This is a genomic window from Mesorhizobium yinganensis, from assembly GCF_040081985.1.
GTDB classification, from domain to species: Bacteria; Pseudomonadota; Alphaproteobacteria; order Rhizobiales; family Rhizobiaceae; genus Kumtagia; species Kumtagia yinganensis.
In genome coordinates this window covers 33,685-49,457 of the sequence record NZ_JBEBMH010000012.1, presented here as the reverse complement: position 1 = coordinate 49,457, position 15,773 = coordinate 33,685, and the positions used below count along the sequence as shown (strand labels likewise).

Annotated in this window: 15 protein-coding genes; 9 read left to right on the top strand and 6 right to left on the bottom strand. The window is 63.3% G+C overall.

Features of this window, described 5'->3' with window-relative positions:
* Nucleotides 1-52: 52 nt before the first annotated feature.
* Nucleotides 53-1,627, bottom strand: a complete 1,575-nt coding sequence (xseA, locus tag ABMA59_RS20975) for an exodeoxyribonuclease VII large subunit (protein ID WP_349007340.1) — start codon at nt 1,625-1,627, stop codon at nt 53-55.
* Between the two features lie 46 nt (nt 1,628-1,673).
* Nucleotides 1,674-2,630, bottom strand: coding sequence for a LysR substrate-binding domain-containing protein (locus tag ABMA59_RS20970; protein WP_349007339.1), 957 nt, complete (start codon nt 2,628-2,630; stop codon nt 1,674-1,676).
* A 161-nt stretch (nt 2,631-2,791) separates the two neighbouring features.
* Between ABMA59_RS20970 and ABMA59_RS20965 the strand changes: the two genes are divergently transcribed.
* On the top strand, nt 2,792-3,058 hold the full coding sequence (locus tag ABMA59_RS20965) for a DUF1127 domain-containing protein (RefSeq protein WP_349007338.1): 267 nt from the start codon (nt 2,792-2,794) through the stop codon (nt 3,056-3,058).
* Between the two features lie 114 nt (nt 3,059-3,172).
* Here the strand turns inward: ABMA59_RS20965 and ABMA59_RS20960 are convergent, their stop codons facing one another.
* On the bottom strand, nt 3,173-4,147 hold the full coding sequence (locus ABMA59_RS20960) for a DUF937 domain-containing protein (protein ID WP_349007337.1): 975 nt from the start codon (nt 4,145-4,147) through the stop codon (nt 3,173-3,175).
* Nucleotides 4,148-4,285: 138 nt separating this feature from the next.
* Between ABMA59_RS20960 and ABMA59_RS20955 the strand changes: the two genes are divergently transcribed.
* Complete coding sequence (locus ABMA59_RS20955) at nt 4,286-5,017, top strand: TrmH family RNA methyltransferase (protein WP_349007336.1); 732 nt, start codon at nt 4,286-4,288, stop codon at nt 5,015-5,017.
* Here the strand turns inward: ABMA59_RS20955 and ABMA59_RS20950 are convergent.
* Nucleotides 5,014-6,387 (bottom strand): glutamate--cysteine ligase, encoded by a 1,374-nt coding sequence (locus tag ABMA59_RS20950; protein WP_349007335.1) that lies wholly within the window; start codon nt 6,385-6,387, stop codon nt 5,014-5,016. The genes ABMA59_RS20955 and ABMA59_RS20950 overlap by 4 nt on opposite strands.
* Nucleotides 6,388-6,425: 38 nt before the next feature.
* On the opposite strand from ABMA59_RS20950, the gene ABMA59_RS20945 reads away from it, so the two are divergent.
* The 4 genes from ABMA59_RS20945 to ABMA59_RS20930 all read left to right on the top strand — a co-directional run bounded on the left by ABMA59_RS20945 (nt 6,426) and on the right by ABMA59_RS20930 (nt 9,718).
* Nucleotides 6,426-6,638: a hypothetical protein gene (locus ABMA59_RS20945; protein WP_349007334.1), complete on the top strand. Its 213-nt coding sequence runs from the start codon at nt 6,426-6,428 to the stop codon at nt 6,636-6,638.
* 133 nt (nt 6,639-6,771) lie between these two features.
* The gene (locus ABMA59_RS20940; protein WP_349007333.1) at nt 6,772-7,842 is read left to right on the top strand and encodes a DUF3616 domain-containing protein; all 1,071 of its coding nucleotides are present in this window, start codon (nt 6,772-6,774) and stop codon (nt 7,840-7,842) included.
* Nucleotides 7,843-7,968: 126 nt separating this feature from the next.
* Nucleotides 7,969-8,757, top strand: coding sequence for a hypothetical protein (locus ABMA59_RS20935; RefSeq protein WP_349007332.1), 789 nt, complete (start codon nt 7,969-7,971; stop codon nt 8,755-8,757).
* Nucleotides 8,758-9,064: 307 nt separating this feature from the next.
* Nucleotides 9,065-9,718: a TerC family protein gene (locus ABMA59_RS20930; RefSeq protein WP_349007331.1), complete on the top strand. Its 654-nt coding sequence runs from the start codon at nt 9,065-9,067 to the stop codon at nt 9,716-9,718.
* Between the two features lie 42 nt (nt 9,719-9,760).
* Here the strand turns inward: ABMA59_RS20930 and ABMA59_RS20925 are convergent, their stop codons facing one another.
* Complete coding sequence (locus ABMA59_RS20925) at nt 9,761-10,492, bottom strand: 16S rRNA (uracil(1498)-N(3))-methyltransferase (protein WP_349007330.1); 732 nt, start codon at nt 10,490-10,492, stop codon at nt 9,761-9,763.
* 31 nt (nt 10,493-10,523) lie between these two features.
* Nucleotides 10,524-11,183, bottom strand: coding sequence for a TetR/AcrR family transcriptional regulator (locus tag ABMA59_RS20920; protein WP_349007329.1), 660 nt, complete (start codon nt 11,181-11,183; stop codon nt 10,524-10,526).
* A 267-nt stretch (nt 11,184-11,450) separates the two neighbouring features.
* Here ABMA59_RS20920 and ABMA59_RS20915 point away from each other — a divergent pair, with 267 nt between their 5' ends.
* The 3 genes from ABMA59_RS20915 to ABMA59_RS20905 all read left to right on the top strand — a co-directional run bounded on the left by ABMA59_RS20915 (nt 11,451) and on the right by ABMA59_RS20905 (nt 15,770).
* Complete coding sequence (locus ABMA59_RS20915) at nt 11,451-14,477, top strand: calcium-binding protein (protein WP_349007328.1); 3,027 nt, start codon at nt 11,451-11,453, stop codon at nt 14,475-14,477.
* A 251-nt stretch (nt 14,478-14,728) separates the two neighbouring features.
* The gene (locus ABMA59_RS20910; RefSeq protein ID WP_349007327.1) at nt 14,729-15,415 is read left to right on the top strand and encodes a PspA/IM30 family protein; all 687 of its coding nucleotides are present in this window, start codon (nt 14,729-14,731) and stop codon (nt 15,413-15,415) included.
* A 67-nt stretch (nt 15,416-15,482) separates the two neighbouring features.
* A complete protein-coding gene (locus tag ABMA59_RS20905) occupies nt 15,483-15,770 on the top strand; it encodes a YiaA/YiaB family inner membrane protein (RefSeq protein WP_349007326.1) in 288 nt (95 codons plus the stop codon).
* The last annotated feature ends 3 nt before the right edge of the window (nt 15,771-15,773 follow it).

The following is a 15,773-nucleotide window of genomic DNA, read 5'->3' as shown; positions in this document are numbered from 1 at the left end:
GATCGGTCTTCCTCTGCGACCGGCAAGGCGCTGATCCTGGGCGCGTCCTGCTCTAAAATAGTGAGCCTTGCCCGCCTGGCGCGGGCTTCTTGTCGGAAGCCTTGGTCCGCGCCGGCCTTGGCGCCGGAGGCGCCGATGTCGCCACGGCGTGCGCTTCGCCGTCGGCAAAGCGCAGCGACAGGGCCGCACCGGCCGAAATCTCGGCAGCGCGCTTGATCACCGCTCCCTCGTGGTCGAGCACCAGCGCATAGCCGCGGTCGAGAATCGCCTTGTCCGATAGCTGCAGCGTCGAAAGCAGTCTGTCGGCCTGTGTGAGGCGGGCGCGGGTTCGTTCAATTCGGTAATCGATCGCCTTGTCATGGCGGCTGGCCAGCGCGGAAAACGCCTGCCGTGCCAGCGCGTTGCGGCGTGTGATCGGCGCCAGCGTGCTGCGCGCCGCGGTCCGGGAAAAGTCGATCCGCCGCTGGCGGATCTTGCTGCGGAATGCGGCGAAAGCGCGAGCGAAATCGCGTTCCAGATGTTTTCGCGTTTCGCCGATCCGTCGCGACAGCGTCGCCGGCGTCAAACGGATGGCGGCAAGCCGCGCCCGCTTGCGGTCGGTGCTCACCGTCAGCGCCCGGCCGAGACGGGTGGTCGCCTCGTCGAAATGGCGGCGCGGCAGCGCCAGGAGCTGGTCGGGCGAGGGCAGGGCGCGCGCGGCGGCCCTCAGCGCCGTGCGCTTGCGCTCGGTGGAGCGCGAAACACAGGCCCGCAGCCGCGCCCCGAGATTGGCGAGCCGCGCGGCGAGTTCGTCGCTCACCGGCACGGCGATCTCGGCCGCACCCGTTGGCGTCGGCGCACGCACATCGGCCGCGAGGTCGATCAGCGTCCAGTCGGTTTCATGCCCGACGGCCGATATGACCGGCAGATCGGAAGCGGCCACGGCGCGCGCCAGTGCCTCGTCGTTGAAGCCCCAAAGGTCTTCCAGGCTGCCACCGCCACGCGCCACGATGATCAGGTCCGGACGCGGGATCGGTCCGCCTTCCGGCAGTGCGTTGAAACCCCGCACGGCGGCGGTCACCTCCGCCGCGCAGGTGTCGCCTTGCACGCGCACCGGCCAGACGACGACATGCAGCGGGAACCGGTCTTTTATGCGGTGGACGATGTCGCGGATCACCGCGCCGGTCGGCGACGTTATCACGCCGATGACACGTGGCATGAAGGGCAGAAGTTGCTTGCGCGCCGGATCGAACAGGCCTTCCGCCGCCAGCTGCCGCTTGCGTTCCTCGAGCAGCGCCATCAGCGCGCCGGCGCCCGCCGGCTCAAGATTGTCGATGACGATCTGGTATTTGGACGAACCGGGATAGGTGGTCAGCTTGCCGGTGGCGATCACCTCCATCCCTTCCTCGGGACGGAATTTCAGCCGGTTCATCGTGCCTTTCCAGATCACGGCTTCCAGCCGGGCTCGATCATCCTTCAGGCTGAAATAGGCGTGGCCCGAGGAGTGCGGCCCGCGATAGCCGGAAATCTCGCCGCGCACCCGCACATGACCGAAATTGTCCTCGACCGTACGCTTCAGCGCGTTCGAGATTTCGCTGACCGTGAATTCGGCGGCATTGGTCTTTGATTCGCTCAGGAGGTCGTCCATGCCCACATGATCCGCCACAGGTGTTTCCGGTCAAGACCGGGGCCGACTACCAACCAGCTATTACCTGACCTGCTTTCTGCTTCTTGACCCTGGCGAAGGCCAGGGCCGCGAAGTCGAACGAGCCGCCTTCCTCCATGGTCGGCACGGAGAGGTTGCCGAGGCTGTCGGTGATGTGGCGCGCCAGCGCTTCGACCAGCGCCGGGTGGTCGGTGTGGCCGCGCATGATGCCGATCTTGGTCTCCGGCAGTGCTCCAAACCCGTCAGCCTCGCCGAGCACGCGCATACCGGGACGCAGCGAGCATTCAGCGAGCACTGAAACCGCCAATCCCGACAGCACGGCCGAGATGATGACGGTCGCAGAGAAGCTGCTGATCAGTATGCGATAGTCCCGTCCCATGTGTTCCAGCACATCCATTCCCGCCCGCCTCCAGATGCAGGTGGGCCGTCCGAAGGCCACCGGCAGCGGCGTCTGTTCATGCACGGTGTGGTGTAACGAAGTCACCCACAGCAGCGGTTCTCGCCGCACGATCTCCGATGGCGCGACCTCCTCATTGTGCGTCACCAGGGCAATGTCGAGATTGCCGCGCCGGATGTGTTCGCGCAGCCGTCCCGTGTCCTCGCAGATGACGGAAAGTTCCACCCGCGGGTTCGAGCGTGAAAACCGCGCCATGATTTCGGGCAGGAACGGCTCGGCGTAGTCGTCGGGCACGCCGATGCGGACATGGCCCTTGAGGCTGGTCTCGTCGAAGGCGGCAAGCGTCTCGCGGTTCAGCCGGATCATGCGGCGTGCGAAGGCGAGCAGTTTTTCGCCGTCTTCGGTCAGCCTGTTGGTGCGTCCGTCCTTCTCGAACAGCGGCTTGCCGATGCGCTCCTCGAGCCGCCGCATCTGCATGGACACGGCCGATTGCGTGCGATGCACTTCGTTTGCCGTGCGGGTGAAGCTGCCGGTGTCGGCGATGGTCACGAAGGTCTGCAGTTGATCGAGATCGAGCGGCGCTTGCATGACACCATCCATCATTCGTGTTGATGATAAACATTAAAAACATTCGTTGGATTAATCAATCGCATTTTGGAATTGTGAGTGTGTCCAAGCAAGTGATCGCAACAAGCCGGGCGGGAATGGGTTCCGCCGGATCGATTGCGCGCGGACAAAGGAGAACTGTCATGGCCGCCCTTGATTTTGCCACCGAGACCACGCGCACCGCACGGCGTCCGGTTACCCAGGCGATCGGATTCACCATGATTTCCCAACTTTACACCGCCTGGCGAAACCGCCGCGCCTTCTACCGTCTCGGCGAGATGACGGATTCCGAACTCCGCGATATCGGCCTTACCCGCGCCGACCTGCATGTCGCAGTGGCGGTGCCGTTTGGCGTCGACCCGACGACCCGGCTGCGCACGCTCGTCGAAGCGCGGAGCGAGTTGCTCTGAGCCATCGATGAACGCCCTTCAGCAGGCGCTCCCCCACCCCGGCGCCCCCTGCCGGATGCCTGCACATTGCCCGGTCCCAACGGACCGGGCTTTTTCTTTGCTGCCAGTTGCTTCCTACCGCCCCCGGTCCATGCCCTTCTTGAACTGCTCGAAGATCGACTCGACGCCCTTCTGGTAGTCGTCGCGCTGTTTCGCGCCTGTCTCGAACATGTTTCCAAAAATATCGTCATAGGGGTTTCTCGGCCGCCCGCTCGGATTGGTGCGCGGCTGCGGCGTCGGATCCGGCTCTTGCGGCGATGTCTGCGGGCCCTGTGCACCCCCCAGCATGTCCTGAAGAATCTTGCCCCAGGGATTGTCGCCTATCGGGTTGGGTGCCTGAGGCTGCGACCGCGGTTGTTGCTGGCCGCCACCAAGCATGCCTTCCAGCATTTTTCCGAATGGATTGTCCATCGGGTTGGGCGCCTGCCCAGGTTGCGGCTGCTGGGCGCCGCCGCCGAACATGTCGTGCAACACCTTTCCGAACGGATTGTCGAATGGATTCTGTGGATTCGGCGCCTGGCGCGGCTGCGCTGTTCCGCCGGCTAGCCCGTCGCCCTGGCGCATCATCTGCTCGATGATCTCGCCGAGCGGGTTGCCGCCGCCGAAACCGCCGGCTTGCGCGCCAAGCTGGTTGGTGGATTGCTTGAACAGCCCGCCCATGACCATCGAGGCGATGACGGGAAGCATCTGCTTCAGCACGTCCTGGCCGATGCCGGTGGCCTGCGCGGCCTGCGCCGCCACGGCCCGCGAAAGGTCCTTGGAGCCGAAGAGTTGGCCAAGGATGTCATTGCCTTCAGCCATGCCTTGCGGCGTGAACGCAGCCTGCGGATTGTCGAAATATTTGGCGTTCTGGCTGTTTGCCAGCGCACTCATGAAGTTTGCTATGCCGTAGGGGTCGGAGGTATTGCGTTTCAATCCCTGGCTGAAAGCCGGCATCAGGGCCTCGACCGCCTGCTGCGCCTGCTGCTGGGAGAGGCCGAACTGGCGGGCGAGCTGGTCGATACCCTGGCCGTTCTGCGATTGGTTGAGCATGTCGAACAGGTTGAACATGGTCGTCCTCCAAGGGTGTCGCCGGGGAGCCTAGATCGTTTCCGTGGGCGATTGAAGGGATATTCGATGCTGGCGGATCGCGGTGAGCCGGATTGCAACCTTTCAAGAAAACAGGCATGCCTCGCGGAAAGGTTGAGGATGGCCATGGAAGAAACAGCCGAATCCAAAAAATCCGCCCGCAAGCGCGCCGACGAAATCCGCTCGTTTCGCTGCAAGAACCTAATCGCCGTCCTTGAGCGCCCGACCGATATCAAGAACATCGGAACGGTGGTCCGCAACGTGAATGCGCTGGGCGTGGAGAAGGTCTATGTCGTCGATCCCAGCCATTCCCTCCCCGACGACTGGCAGGACTTGCGCGAGAGACGATCGATCTCGAAAACCTCCGTTTCGGCGGTAAAATGGACGTTCGTGAGGCGCTTCGACAGTACTGACGCTTGTTTCGATCACCTCGAGAAGAAAGGCTTCAAGTCGATCGTCACGTCACCCCACGTGAAAGGCAAAACGAGTATTTTCCTTCACGAAGGCGACTATGCCGCCCACACCAAACTTGCGGTCTGGTTCGGCAGCGAGGCAACCGGCATCAGCGATCGCGCGGTGGAAAGAAGCGAGATGTGCGTCTCCATTCCGATGTTCGGAATGATCGAGAGCCTGAACCTCGGGACAAGCTCGGGGATCGTTCTGTACGAAGTCGCAAAACAGAGGCGCGAATATCAAAGCAAATACAGGTGGCGCAATAAAAAGGGCAAGCGCTCGAACCCGTTGCCGACCGTAATAGCCCCGGCAGCCCTGACCGACCAAAATCCGGTGCCAGTCGACCAAAATTCGGGGGCGGCCGAGAGCGTCTCGAATTCGGCAACCGGCGGGTCCTAATACGCATACTCCAGGAACGCCGGCTCGATCGAGCCGCCCCAGCGGGTGTGATAGGCGCTGAGCATTTCTTCCGCGCTGGTGGTGCCGCGCGCCACCACCTCGTCCAGCGTCGACAGGAACGTGCTCTCGTCATAGCCGTCGCGGTTTTTCCGCCCTCGGCTCTTCAGCCCCGCGCGCGAGATGTCCAGCACCTCGCGGCTGATATCGCGCAGGCTTTGACCCCGGAAGGTGGCGGCGATGCCTTCGGCCGGCACGGCGGCGCGTAGAGCGCGCACCTCCTCGAAACTCCAGTTGTCGGTCAGTGTCTCGGCGGCGTCGAGGGCGGCCTCGTCATAGAGCAGCCCCACCCAGAAGGCCGGCAGCGCGCAGATGCGCCGCCACGGGCCGCCGTCGGCGCCGCGCATTTCCAGGAAACGCTTCAGCCTGACGTCGGGGAACAGCGTCGACAGATGGTTCGCCCAGTCGCCCATGGTCGGCACGCCGTCGGGGATAGAATTGTGCGCGGCTCCGTCCATGAACTGGCGGAACGTGATGTGCGTCATGTCGTGGTAGCGGCCGTCGCGGATGACGAAATACATCGGCACATCGAGCGCCCATTCGACATAGTCGGCGAATCCAAAAGTTTCCGAAAAACAGATCGGCAGCAGGCCGGAGCGCTGGTTGTCGGTGTCGGTCCAGATCTCGCCGCGCCAGGATTTCAAGCCGTTCGGCCGGCCTTCGGTGAAGGGCGAGTTGGCGAACAGCGCGGTGGCCAGCGGCTGCAGCTTCAGCGACACCTGCATCTTGCGGCGCATGTCGGCTTCGCTTTCAAAGTCGAGGTTCACCTGGATGGTGCAGGTGCGGTACATCATGTCGAGACCTTTTGTACCGACCTTGGGCATGTAGCGGGTCATGATCTCGTAGCGCGATTTCGGCATCTTTGGCGTTTCGGCCAGCGACCATTTCGGGCTGCCGCCGAGGCCGAGGAAGCGGATGCCGAGCGGCTCGGCGATCTCGCGCAATTGCGCAAGGTGCGCGTTGCCCTCGCGGCAGGTCTGGTGGATGGTCTCCAGCGGCGCGCCGGAAAGCTCGAACTGGCCGCCCGGCTCCAGGCTGATGGCGCCCTGGCCGGTCGGCTCGACCAGGCCGATAATGCGGCCCTCGTCCATGATGGGATCCCAGCCCAGCGTCTTCTGCATGCCTTCGAGAATGGCGCGGATGCCGCGTTCGCCGCCATAGGGCACCGGGCCGTGGCCGTCGACATAGAACGGGAATTTTTCGTGCTCGGTGCCGATCCGCCATTTGTCGCGCGGCTTGTTGCCTGCCGCGAGATAGCCGACCAGTTCGTCCTTGCCTTCGATCGGGCGGAAGTCCGTTGTGTCGCGGGCCATGGTGGTCTTCTCCGGCGGCCGAATGGCCGCGCGGCTTGATGGCCGATATTGCCATGGCCGATCAAGCGAAAAATCCTGACGCATTTGTCAGGAGAGTTGATGCGGGTGTTCCGCCGCCGGTTGCCATGACGGAAATCCTTTCCGTCCGCCAACTGCATGCCACCAGTCGGAACTGCTTCGCCGGTGCGCCCCGGCCCGATCCTGGGGTCGGAAACATGCAGTTCGGTAACGGCTTTGCTGTCGCTTGCTGATAAGTGCCCGCCGCCAGTCCAGAAAAACGGAAACATACTTCCCAAGTAGAGAATAAATAATCTGTAGAGAATAAGGCCCTTGCATTTTTACAAGATAGGTATTTCTATATTTGAAATAGTTTGGGAGGAGGCGATGGGTGTGGAGTTGAAAGAGGTCTGCATCATCACGGTACCGAACGATCCGCCCTATCACGACGGCAACGATGCCATCGAGCAAAGCCACAACATGAGCGGCCTTATTTTTCTCGACCCTGACTGGTGCGTGATGGTGGCGGACGAGAAGCGAGGGGTTCATCGGCTGCGGGTGGTGCGCGACGCAAAGGGCATTCCCCATTTCCTGTACGATGCTGCCCTCGATCTGGTCTTACCGTCCGAGACTTTTCTCCAAAATCACGGGATCGGCGTCGAAGATATCGACAAGCTGGAACTGGATCTGGAGGCAGTGGCGCGGAACGGAGACGACATCCTGTTCGTCGGCTCGCACGCCAACAAACGCAAGCGCGGCCAGGTCAATCCGGCTTCGCATCTGGTCGCTATCGCGTCAGTGTCGGACCTGCGGTCGAAATCCGAAGTGCCGGCACGATGGGCGAGCCTGGACGGGCTTTTTGGCGCGATCAATGTCCTTCGTGACCGGCTGAACAAGCAGTTGCAGTGCGGCGGCCTCAACATCGAGGGTGCGACCGTATTCGGGAAGAATCTGCTGATTGGCCTGCGAAGCCCCACCCACGGCACAGACGGTAATGATTCAGGCGCCTATGTCATCTCGACCTCTGTCGAAAAGCTCGTCGATGAGGACTTTTACGGCGCCACACTGCATGTCCTGCCGACGGACCGGCCTTTCATCGGCATAAGGTCGATGGAAACGGTCCGCGACGCCGTTTTGGTGATCACGGGAGATGCGGGCGTCCCTGGCCTGGTCGACAAGCAAGGCAATCCCAAGGTGCCGGAATGTGGCTCGAACCTAAACGAGGAGGACGCCGGCCGTCCGTTTCAGCTTCGTGTCTGGAAGCCTTCGACGGGAGACGCCTTTGAACCGGATCCGATCGTTACCTTCAAGCCGGTCGTGGAGGACGATGCCGAGGGCAAGCCCTCTCTGGCAAAACTCGAGGCCATCGCCGACGATCCGGGCAGCCCGGGCGCATTTTTCATTCTCTACGACGGCAGCAACAAAGTGCGCCATCTGATGGGTCTGGAACTGCCCTGATTCTCGGCTTTGCCGATGCGACGCTCCGGCATCGATCTGCAAAACGTGCGATGAGCGGGCGGCTCCAGTTGGCACCTGCCGAAAGCGGGGCTACTCTCCGAAGCCGGAGGCGGTCAGGGGATCGACGTGCGGATCACGGAAGAACAGCGCAGGGCCTGGGAGCGAGACACGGCCCAAAGTCCGTTCAACATGTGGCTCAACGCTGAAGTCGCCGGCCCGGACGGGAGCTTCGACCTGGCGCGCCTTCACTCCGTCGCGCGGCAATACGGCATCGACCGCGAGCAGGCCTATGCCCATCTCAATCCCGGCCAACAGCGGATGAGCATCGGCAACATGCTGCGCTCGCGGGTTCCCCGGTCGCTCTATGAGACGCCAGCCGTCACGGCTGAGGCAAGGGACTTTCGAGCGGCCGGCACAGAGCGGCATGAGATTATCCGGGAGGCGGGCGTCCGCGAGCTCTTATCCCTTCACGCCCAGATCCTTGACGAATTGAGAGACCGTCAGATCGTCAGGACGTCCAATTCTCCGTTGGGCGACTATGCGGAACTGTTGTTTGCCAGCGCCTTCGGGTGGCAATTGAACGACAATTCCTCCGCCGGGCACGACGCGGTCGATGCGCAGGGCGTGCGCTATCAGATAAAGGCCCGGCGGGTGACGCCCAAAAACCCCTCGCGGCAGCTCAGCGCCATTCGACGCCTCCCCGATCGGACATTCGATGTTCTTGCCTGCGTGCTGTTCGATGCTGGCTATCAGGTGTTCAAGGCGCTTCTGCTGCCTTACGAGGTCGTGCAGGCAAGAGCCAGGCATGTCGAGCACACGAATAGCTGGCGCTTCATGGCCGACGACAAGCTGTGGCTTGTCGCCGGCGCGCAGGACGTGACCACCGACATTGCGCGTGTTGCGGAAACGATCTGAAGGCGACATATAATTCCCGATGATCGCGTGAGTTCGGCATAGGATCAGGCGCCGCGCCGCCCATCTTGCCGGGCGTCTGCTCTTGTATTCGGCCGCTCCGCCAGCTAAATGCGAACCACCAGACCGGGCCCCTCTGACAGTCTTCCAGGCTGTGATGTCGGACTGGAAGTCCAACCGGGGTCTGGTGTTCGTGGAATTTAGCTGACGACAGCCTTTGAAGTTCGGCCGGAAGCGTGAAAACGCTCCCGGTGCTGTGGTTTGCCGCATTCTGCCATGCCGGCACCCCCATTTGAAAAATGGGTGCCAAATGATGGAATATTTTACGCCGGAAGCGCTGTCCGCGCTTCTCCAGGTCATCATGATCGACCTGGTGCTGGCCGGCGACAATGCGATCGTCATCGGCCTTGCCGCGGCCGGCCTGCCGAAGGAGCAGCGGGCCAAGGCGATCCTGATCGGTATTATCGCCGCCACCGTGCTGCGCATCGGCTTCGCAGCGGCCACCACGCAGCTTCTGCAGATCGTCGGCTTGCTGCTGGCGGGCGGCGTGCTCTTGCTCTGGGTCTGCTGGAAAATGTGGCGCGAATTGCGCACCACGCATGCCGAGGAGGTCGAAGGCGCCGAGGCGCTGGAAAACCGGGACATCAACCAGGACGGCACCGTCGCCGGCGGCGCGCCGAAAAAGACGTTCGCGCAGGCCGCCTGGCAGATCGTCATTGCCGACGTCTCGATGTCGCTCGACAACGTGCTGGCGGTGGCGGGTGCCGCGCGCGACCATCCCGGCATCCTGGTATTCGGCCTGATCCTGTCGATCGCGCTGATGGGCATCGCTGCCAGCTTCATCGCGCGCATCCTCCAGCGCCACCGTTGGATCGCCTATGTCGGCCTCGCCGTCATACTCTACGTGTCGCTCGAAATGATCTGGCGCGGCGGCCACGAAGTGCTGGCGGTGATGAATCCTTGATACCAATCCCATGCGGCGGCTCCGACCGGGGCCGCCGCAAAGCTACCAGTCCCCGATCGTCGCCTGCACCAGTGCCAGCGCGGCCACTCCCGCCGTATCGGCCCGCAGGATGCGGGGGCCGAGCGGGATGGCGGTGACGAAGGGCAGGGCGCGCAGCGTCTTGCGTTCGTCGTCGGAAAAGCCGCCCTCCGGACCGATCAGCAGCCCAAGTTTTTGCTCCGAAATCGCCCGCAACGCCGGCAGCGGGTTGTCGGTGGAAGCGTCTTCGTCGCAGAAGATAAGGCGGCGGTCCTTGTCCCAGCCTGCCAGCAGACGGTCCAATCTCAGTGCCTCTGCGACCTCAGGCACCGCCAGCACGCCGCATTGCTCAGCCGCCTCCACGGCGTTGGCCCGCAAGCGGTCGATGCCCGGTTTCGTCACCTGCGTGTGCTGGGTGATCACCGGCTGCAAAAGCCCGGCCCCCATCTCCACGGCCTTCTGCACGAGATAGTCGAGCCGCCCCTGCTTCAGCGGCGCGAAACAATAGACCAGGTCCGGCTTTTTCGGCTGCGGCCGCGTCTGCTCGACGGGTCTCAGCCACGCCGCCTTTTTCGACCGCGCCTCGACCGCCGCCCGCCATTCGCCGTCGCGGCCGTTGAAGACCAGAACCTCGCCCTCGGCCATGCGCAGCACGTTGAGCAAATAGTGGCTGTGTTGCTGTCCGGCCTCGAACGCTCCGCCGGCCACGAGGTCGGCTTCCACGAAAAGCCGCTGCATTTTGTAGTTCGCGCGCATGGCCGAGCAATGCGGCAGCGCGGCAGGCGGGTCAAGGGAGCGCGCGCAGGGACACCACGGCCTGTCTGCCGGCGTTCTCCGGTTTGGACTGATCTCCGGCGTCGTCGTCTTGCACGCCTTTCCCGAGGCCATCGATGGCGAGAACCATCAGGCTTACGGCTGCCTCTTGGGGCAGCCCAGCCTCCTGACGCAGATATCGCCAGTTGAAAAACCGCAGCGTCAGGCCGAGCATGGCGCGCTGCCGGTCGTCCAGGCCGACCCCAAGGGCCTCCTTCCATTCCGCGAACGGCTTGGCGAACCGCAGCCTGCTGATCTCGCGCGTCAGAGCATGGTGCTCGGCATCGCGCAGCACCCGCGCCATCAGCGACGCATGGCGTTCGTACCAGTCGTAGATCGCCCGGATTCCGACGGTCAGCCTTTCACGTCGCTCCTCGATCTGGTGCCAGGGCGCGGCGTCCGGCATCGGATCGTCCTCGGCGACCTGGCCGGAGCAGGCCATAAGCAGGCTCCGCTCGTTCGGGAAATGCGCGTAAAGCGTATGCCGCTGCACGCCGGCGCGCTCGGCCACCATGCTGAATGTCGTATGCGCCGGGCCGGCGCTGCTATGGAGTTCTACCGCGGCGTCGACGATGCGCCGTCTGGTGTCGGCCTGCTGTTCTGCTCGCTTTTTTAAGGTGTAGGTTCGTGTCATAGTGATTTCACTGCACAGGCATATGTATTCATATTGACAGCTACCTCTCCTTTCGCTACACGCCATCGTATTCTGAAATAGTGGTAGCTGTCCATCGATTCCACATGAGCCCGCAGCGACAAAAGGTCGTCGCGGGATTGGTTGCGTGAACCGCAATCATTGAAATCGCGGAGTAATTCGACCGGCGATCCGCCTTCGAGCGAAGGGCGACGCGTCGGCCTCGCTTGGACGGTTGGCCATCAGCGCAACACGCAAAGGGCAACTTACATGGCTTTTTACAGTGGTACCGACAAATCAGAGGCTATTCCCGGCACGGACAGTGCCGACACACTGTTCGGCAATGGCGGCAACGACACCATCGCCGGCGGTTTCGACGACGATTTCCTTGACGGCGGTGCGGACAACGACACCGTTAAGGGCGGATTCCAGGACGACAGCGTCTATGGCGGGGCCGGAAACGACACTCTGGAGGGCGGCTCTGGCGACGACTACCTGATCGGTGGAGAAGGAACCGACACCATCCAGGGCGATCTCGGTGACGATACCATCCTGCTGGTGGACCTCGCGGACGGGGCCGGCGACAAGATCAATGGCGGCGTCGGCTTCGACAGCATCAGCTTCAGCTTCGAGGATGCCGCGGCCGGCGTGACCTTTGTCGCGCCGGATACGGCAAAGACCACCACCCTGCTCGGCATGCAGATCGTCGACGTCGAGCGCTTCACGGTTACCGGGACCGCATTTGTCGACAAGCTGACCGGCGGCATGTGGAGCGACTACCTGTCCGGCGGCGCGGGCAATGACGTGCTGAAGGGCGGCGGCGGGGCCGACTGGCTGCTCGGCGAGGATGGCAACGACACGGCCTATGGCGAGAATGGCGATGACGGCCTTGTCGGCGGCATCGGCAATGACATTCTCTATGGCGGCAACGGCCGCGACAATCTGTTCGGCGAAGCCGGCAACGACCAGTTGAACGGCGACGCCGGCAACGACTTCATCAGCGGCGGAGATGGGATCGACACCGCCAACGGCGGCGCCGGCGACGACAACATCTCCGGCGGCAGCGGCGACGACAAGCTGGACGGTGGCACTGGCAACGACATGATCGAGGGCGGAGCCGGCAAGGACACGCTTATCGGCGGCGCCAACGACGATACGATCACTGTATCGATCGGCAGCGGCCCCGACACGGTCGACGGCGGCACGGGCATCGACCGGCTGATCATCAACGGGCTCTCTGGGACGTTCACCGCCAAGGCGGCTAACGTTCAGAACACCCTGTCCGACGGCACCACCTTGATCAACATCGAGGCCTATACGATCACCGGTTCGAGCGCCAAGGACACCTTTACCGCTGGCGCCGGTAACGACGTGATGTCGGCCTATTCGGGCAGCGACGCGCTCTACGGCGGCGACGGCAACGACATGCTCGACGGTGGCGAGGGCAACGACCTTCTCGACGGCGGCAATGGCGACGATGTGCTGATCACCGGCAAGGGCAAGGACAGCGTGCGCGCCGGGGCCGGCATCGACCAGGTCGTCATCGACCGCGCCTACAACTTCGACCAGAACCTCACCTTCGCCATTGACGGGCGTTTCGGCAGGCTGTCGGACGGCTCGGTGATCGCCGATGCGGAGATCTTCACCATCACCACGAGCACCGGCAACGACGTGCTCGATGGACGCGGCGCAAAGCAGGTGACGTTCACTTCAGGGCACGGAAACGACCAGCTCACCGGTAGCAATGGCGACGATGTGTTCGACGCGGGTTATGGCGACGATGTCGTGGTCGGCGGCGCCGGCAACGACCGCATCCTTGATGCCGCCGGCAACAACACAATCGACGCCGGCGACGGCATCGATACCGTTCAGGTCGAGGTCGACTTCTTCCACGCGACCGGCGACAAGAACACGATCAAGCTCGGCGCCGGCGATGACAGCGTCTTTCTCAACACCGCCAGCGGCAGCATCTACGGCGTCTACAGTGTCAATGGCGGCACCGGCACCGACCTTGCCTGGATCAACCGATCTGGCGCCAGCACCGACCTGACGTTTACGCTGTCGGCCAACGCGCTGCTGGTCAACGGCAATGTGCGGCTGATCGACTTCGAACGCGTCCACATCCAGTCCGGCAGAGGCAATGACACGCTGACCGGCGGCAATCTTGCCGACGAACTCAATGGTTATGACGGCAACGACAAGCTGACCGGGCTCGGCGGCGACGACGAACTGATCGGCTGGAACGGCAAGGACACGCTGCTCGGCGGCGACGGCAACGACATTTTGTGGGCGACCGGCGGCGTCTCCGACAAGGACCGCGACGTGCTTGACGGCGGCGCCGGCAATGACGAACTGCACATCAATGCCGGCGACACCGCCACCGGCGGGGCAGGCTCGGATCGGGTCTTCCTCGATCTTTCGGATGTGACCTCGGCGATCAAGTTCACCTTCTCGACGGGCACGACGACGGTCGATGCGACCACGTCGTTCTCAAGCGTGGAAGCCTTGGACTTCGTCGGCGGCACGGCCGGCGATACGGTCACCGGCGGCGCCGGCGCGGATGTGCTTGACGGGCGGGCCGGCAATGACGTGCTGAACGGCGGGTCCGGCAATGACCAACTGCTCGACGGCGAAGGCAGCGACAAGCTGTCCGGCGGCATCGGCGACGATTCGTTCACCCGCACCAGCGGCGTCGGAACGGATGTGTTCGACGGCGGCACCGGCGACGACACGCTGTACTTCAATTTTCTCTCGGGCATGTCGGTCCGCGTCGATCTCGCCGACAACAGCCTGAATTCCGGAATGGCGAAGGGGCTGACGCTCACCAGCATCGAGCGCGTTTTCGGCGGCAATGCCGACGACGATATCCGCGGCACTGACGCCAACGAAGGTTTGTACGGCAATGAGGGCGGCGACAGGCTTGACGGCCGCGGCGGCAACGATCTGCTGCGCGGCGGCAAGGGCTCGGACATGCTGACCGGCGGCGCCGGCAAGGACACGTTCGTCTTCGGCTGGGACGGCACCGACACCGGCGACCTGATCACCGATTTCACACGGGGCTCGGACCTGCTGATGATCGAGCGGGAAGGGTTCGGACTTGCCGACAATTATGCACTCAAGCTTGTGCTCGGGACCGGCACGGTTGCTACGACGGCAGGCGCGCAGCTCCTGTTCGAGACCGACACCGGCCGGCTCTGGTTCGATGCCGACGGTAATGGCGGCGACTTTGAAAGCACACTGGTTGCCAAGCTGACCGGCCTCAGCACGCTGAGCGTCAGCGACTTCGTCCTCGTCTGACAAAGGTTTCCGGGTGGCGATGGCCTCGCCGCTCCTGTTTAAGGGACAAACCCGCCGGGCGCCCGACGCTCCGGCGGGTTTCTGTTTTCAGCAGGTTCCGCGTGCCGCGCGTTGAACGGCCCGTGGCTTGCCCCCGCCCGGTATTAACCGTCGCCTTCCAGAATCTTGAACAGTGTTCAATTTCTATCTTGAACAATGTTCACGGTCGTGTAGGCTGCCTCTTGTGAACAGTGTTCATAGGGAGATCGAACATGTGGAAACAACTTGTCGCGCTTGCCCGGGGGCACACGCACGAAGCCGGACAGGGTATCGTTGACCGCAACGCGCTGGTCATCCTGCGCCAGCAGATCAGGGACTGTGCCGAGGCGATCGCCACGGCGCGCAAGGCGATCGCAAACGCGGTCGCCCAGAACAGCCAGGAAGCCCAGCAATATGAAAGGCTGGCGGCGCGGATCGATGATCTCGAAACCCGCACCATCGCCGCGCTGGAGCAGGGCAGGAACGAACTCGCCCGCGAGGCGGCCGAAACGATCGGTCTTCTCGAGGCGGAGAAGGGCGCTTCAGAGCAGGCGCAAAAGAACTTCGAGGTCGAGATTGCACGCCTGAAGCGCACCGTCACCGCATCGGAGAAACGCCTGCGCGACCTGCAACGCGGTCAGCGCATCGCCTCGGCGACCGACACGACGCAGCGGCTGCGCGAGACCGGCGCCGGCACGACGCTTTCGACGCTGCGCGACGCCGAGAAGACGCTGTCGCGGCTGCGCGCGCGCCAGACCCGGATCGAAGCGGCGGCGAGCGCGCTCGAGGAAATGGAGCAGAGCGGCGACCCCGGCGCGCTGAGCGAGAAACTGGCGGCCGCCGGCTGCGGCGCGCCGCTCAAAACCAGCGCCGACGCCGTGCTCGAACGGCTGTCGAAACGCATGAACGGCGCGCAGTGATGCCGCGCCGGACTGACTAAAACTTCCCCGAACCGTCTGACCCACTAAACCGAGAAGGATCGAAGAAATGTCTGTCAATTCTTATACGCCAAAAGACTCCGGCGCCTGGAAGAGCTTCACCATGCTGAGTTTCGGCGTCGCGGCCGCGATGATGGCGGGCGGCATCTACTTCCTCGAAGCCAGTTTTGCCGCCAAGGGGTTTTATGCGATGGCCGCGATCATGCTGGTGCACACCTCGGTCACCATCACCAAGACACTGCGCGACGCGGAAGAGGCCTCCCGCTTCATCAACCGCGTCGAGGACGCCAAGACCGAGCGCCTGCTGATGGATATTCAGCGCGGCGATGGCGCGTAAGCG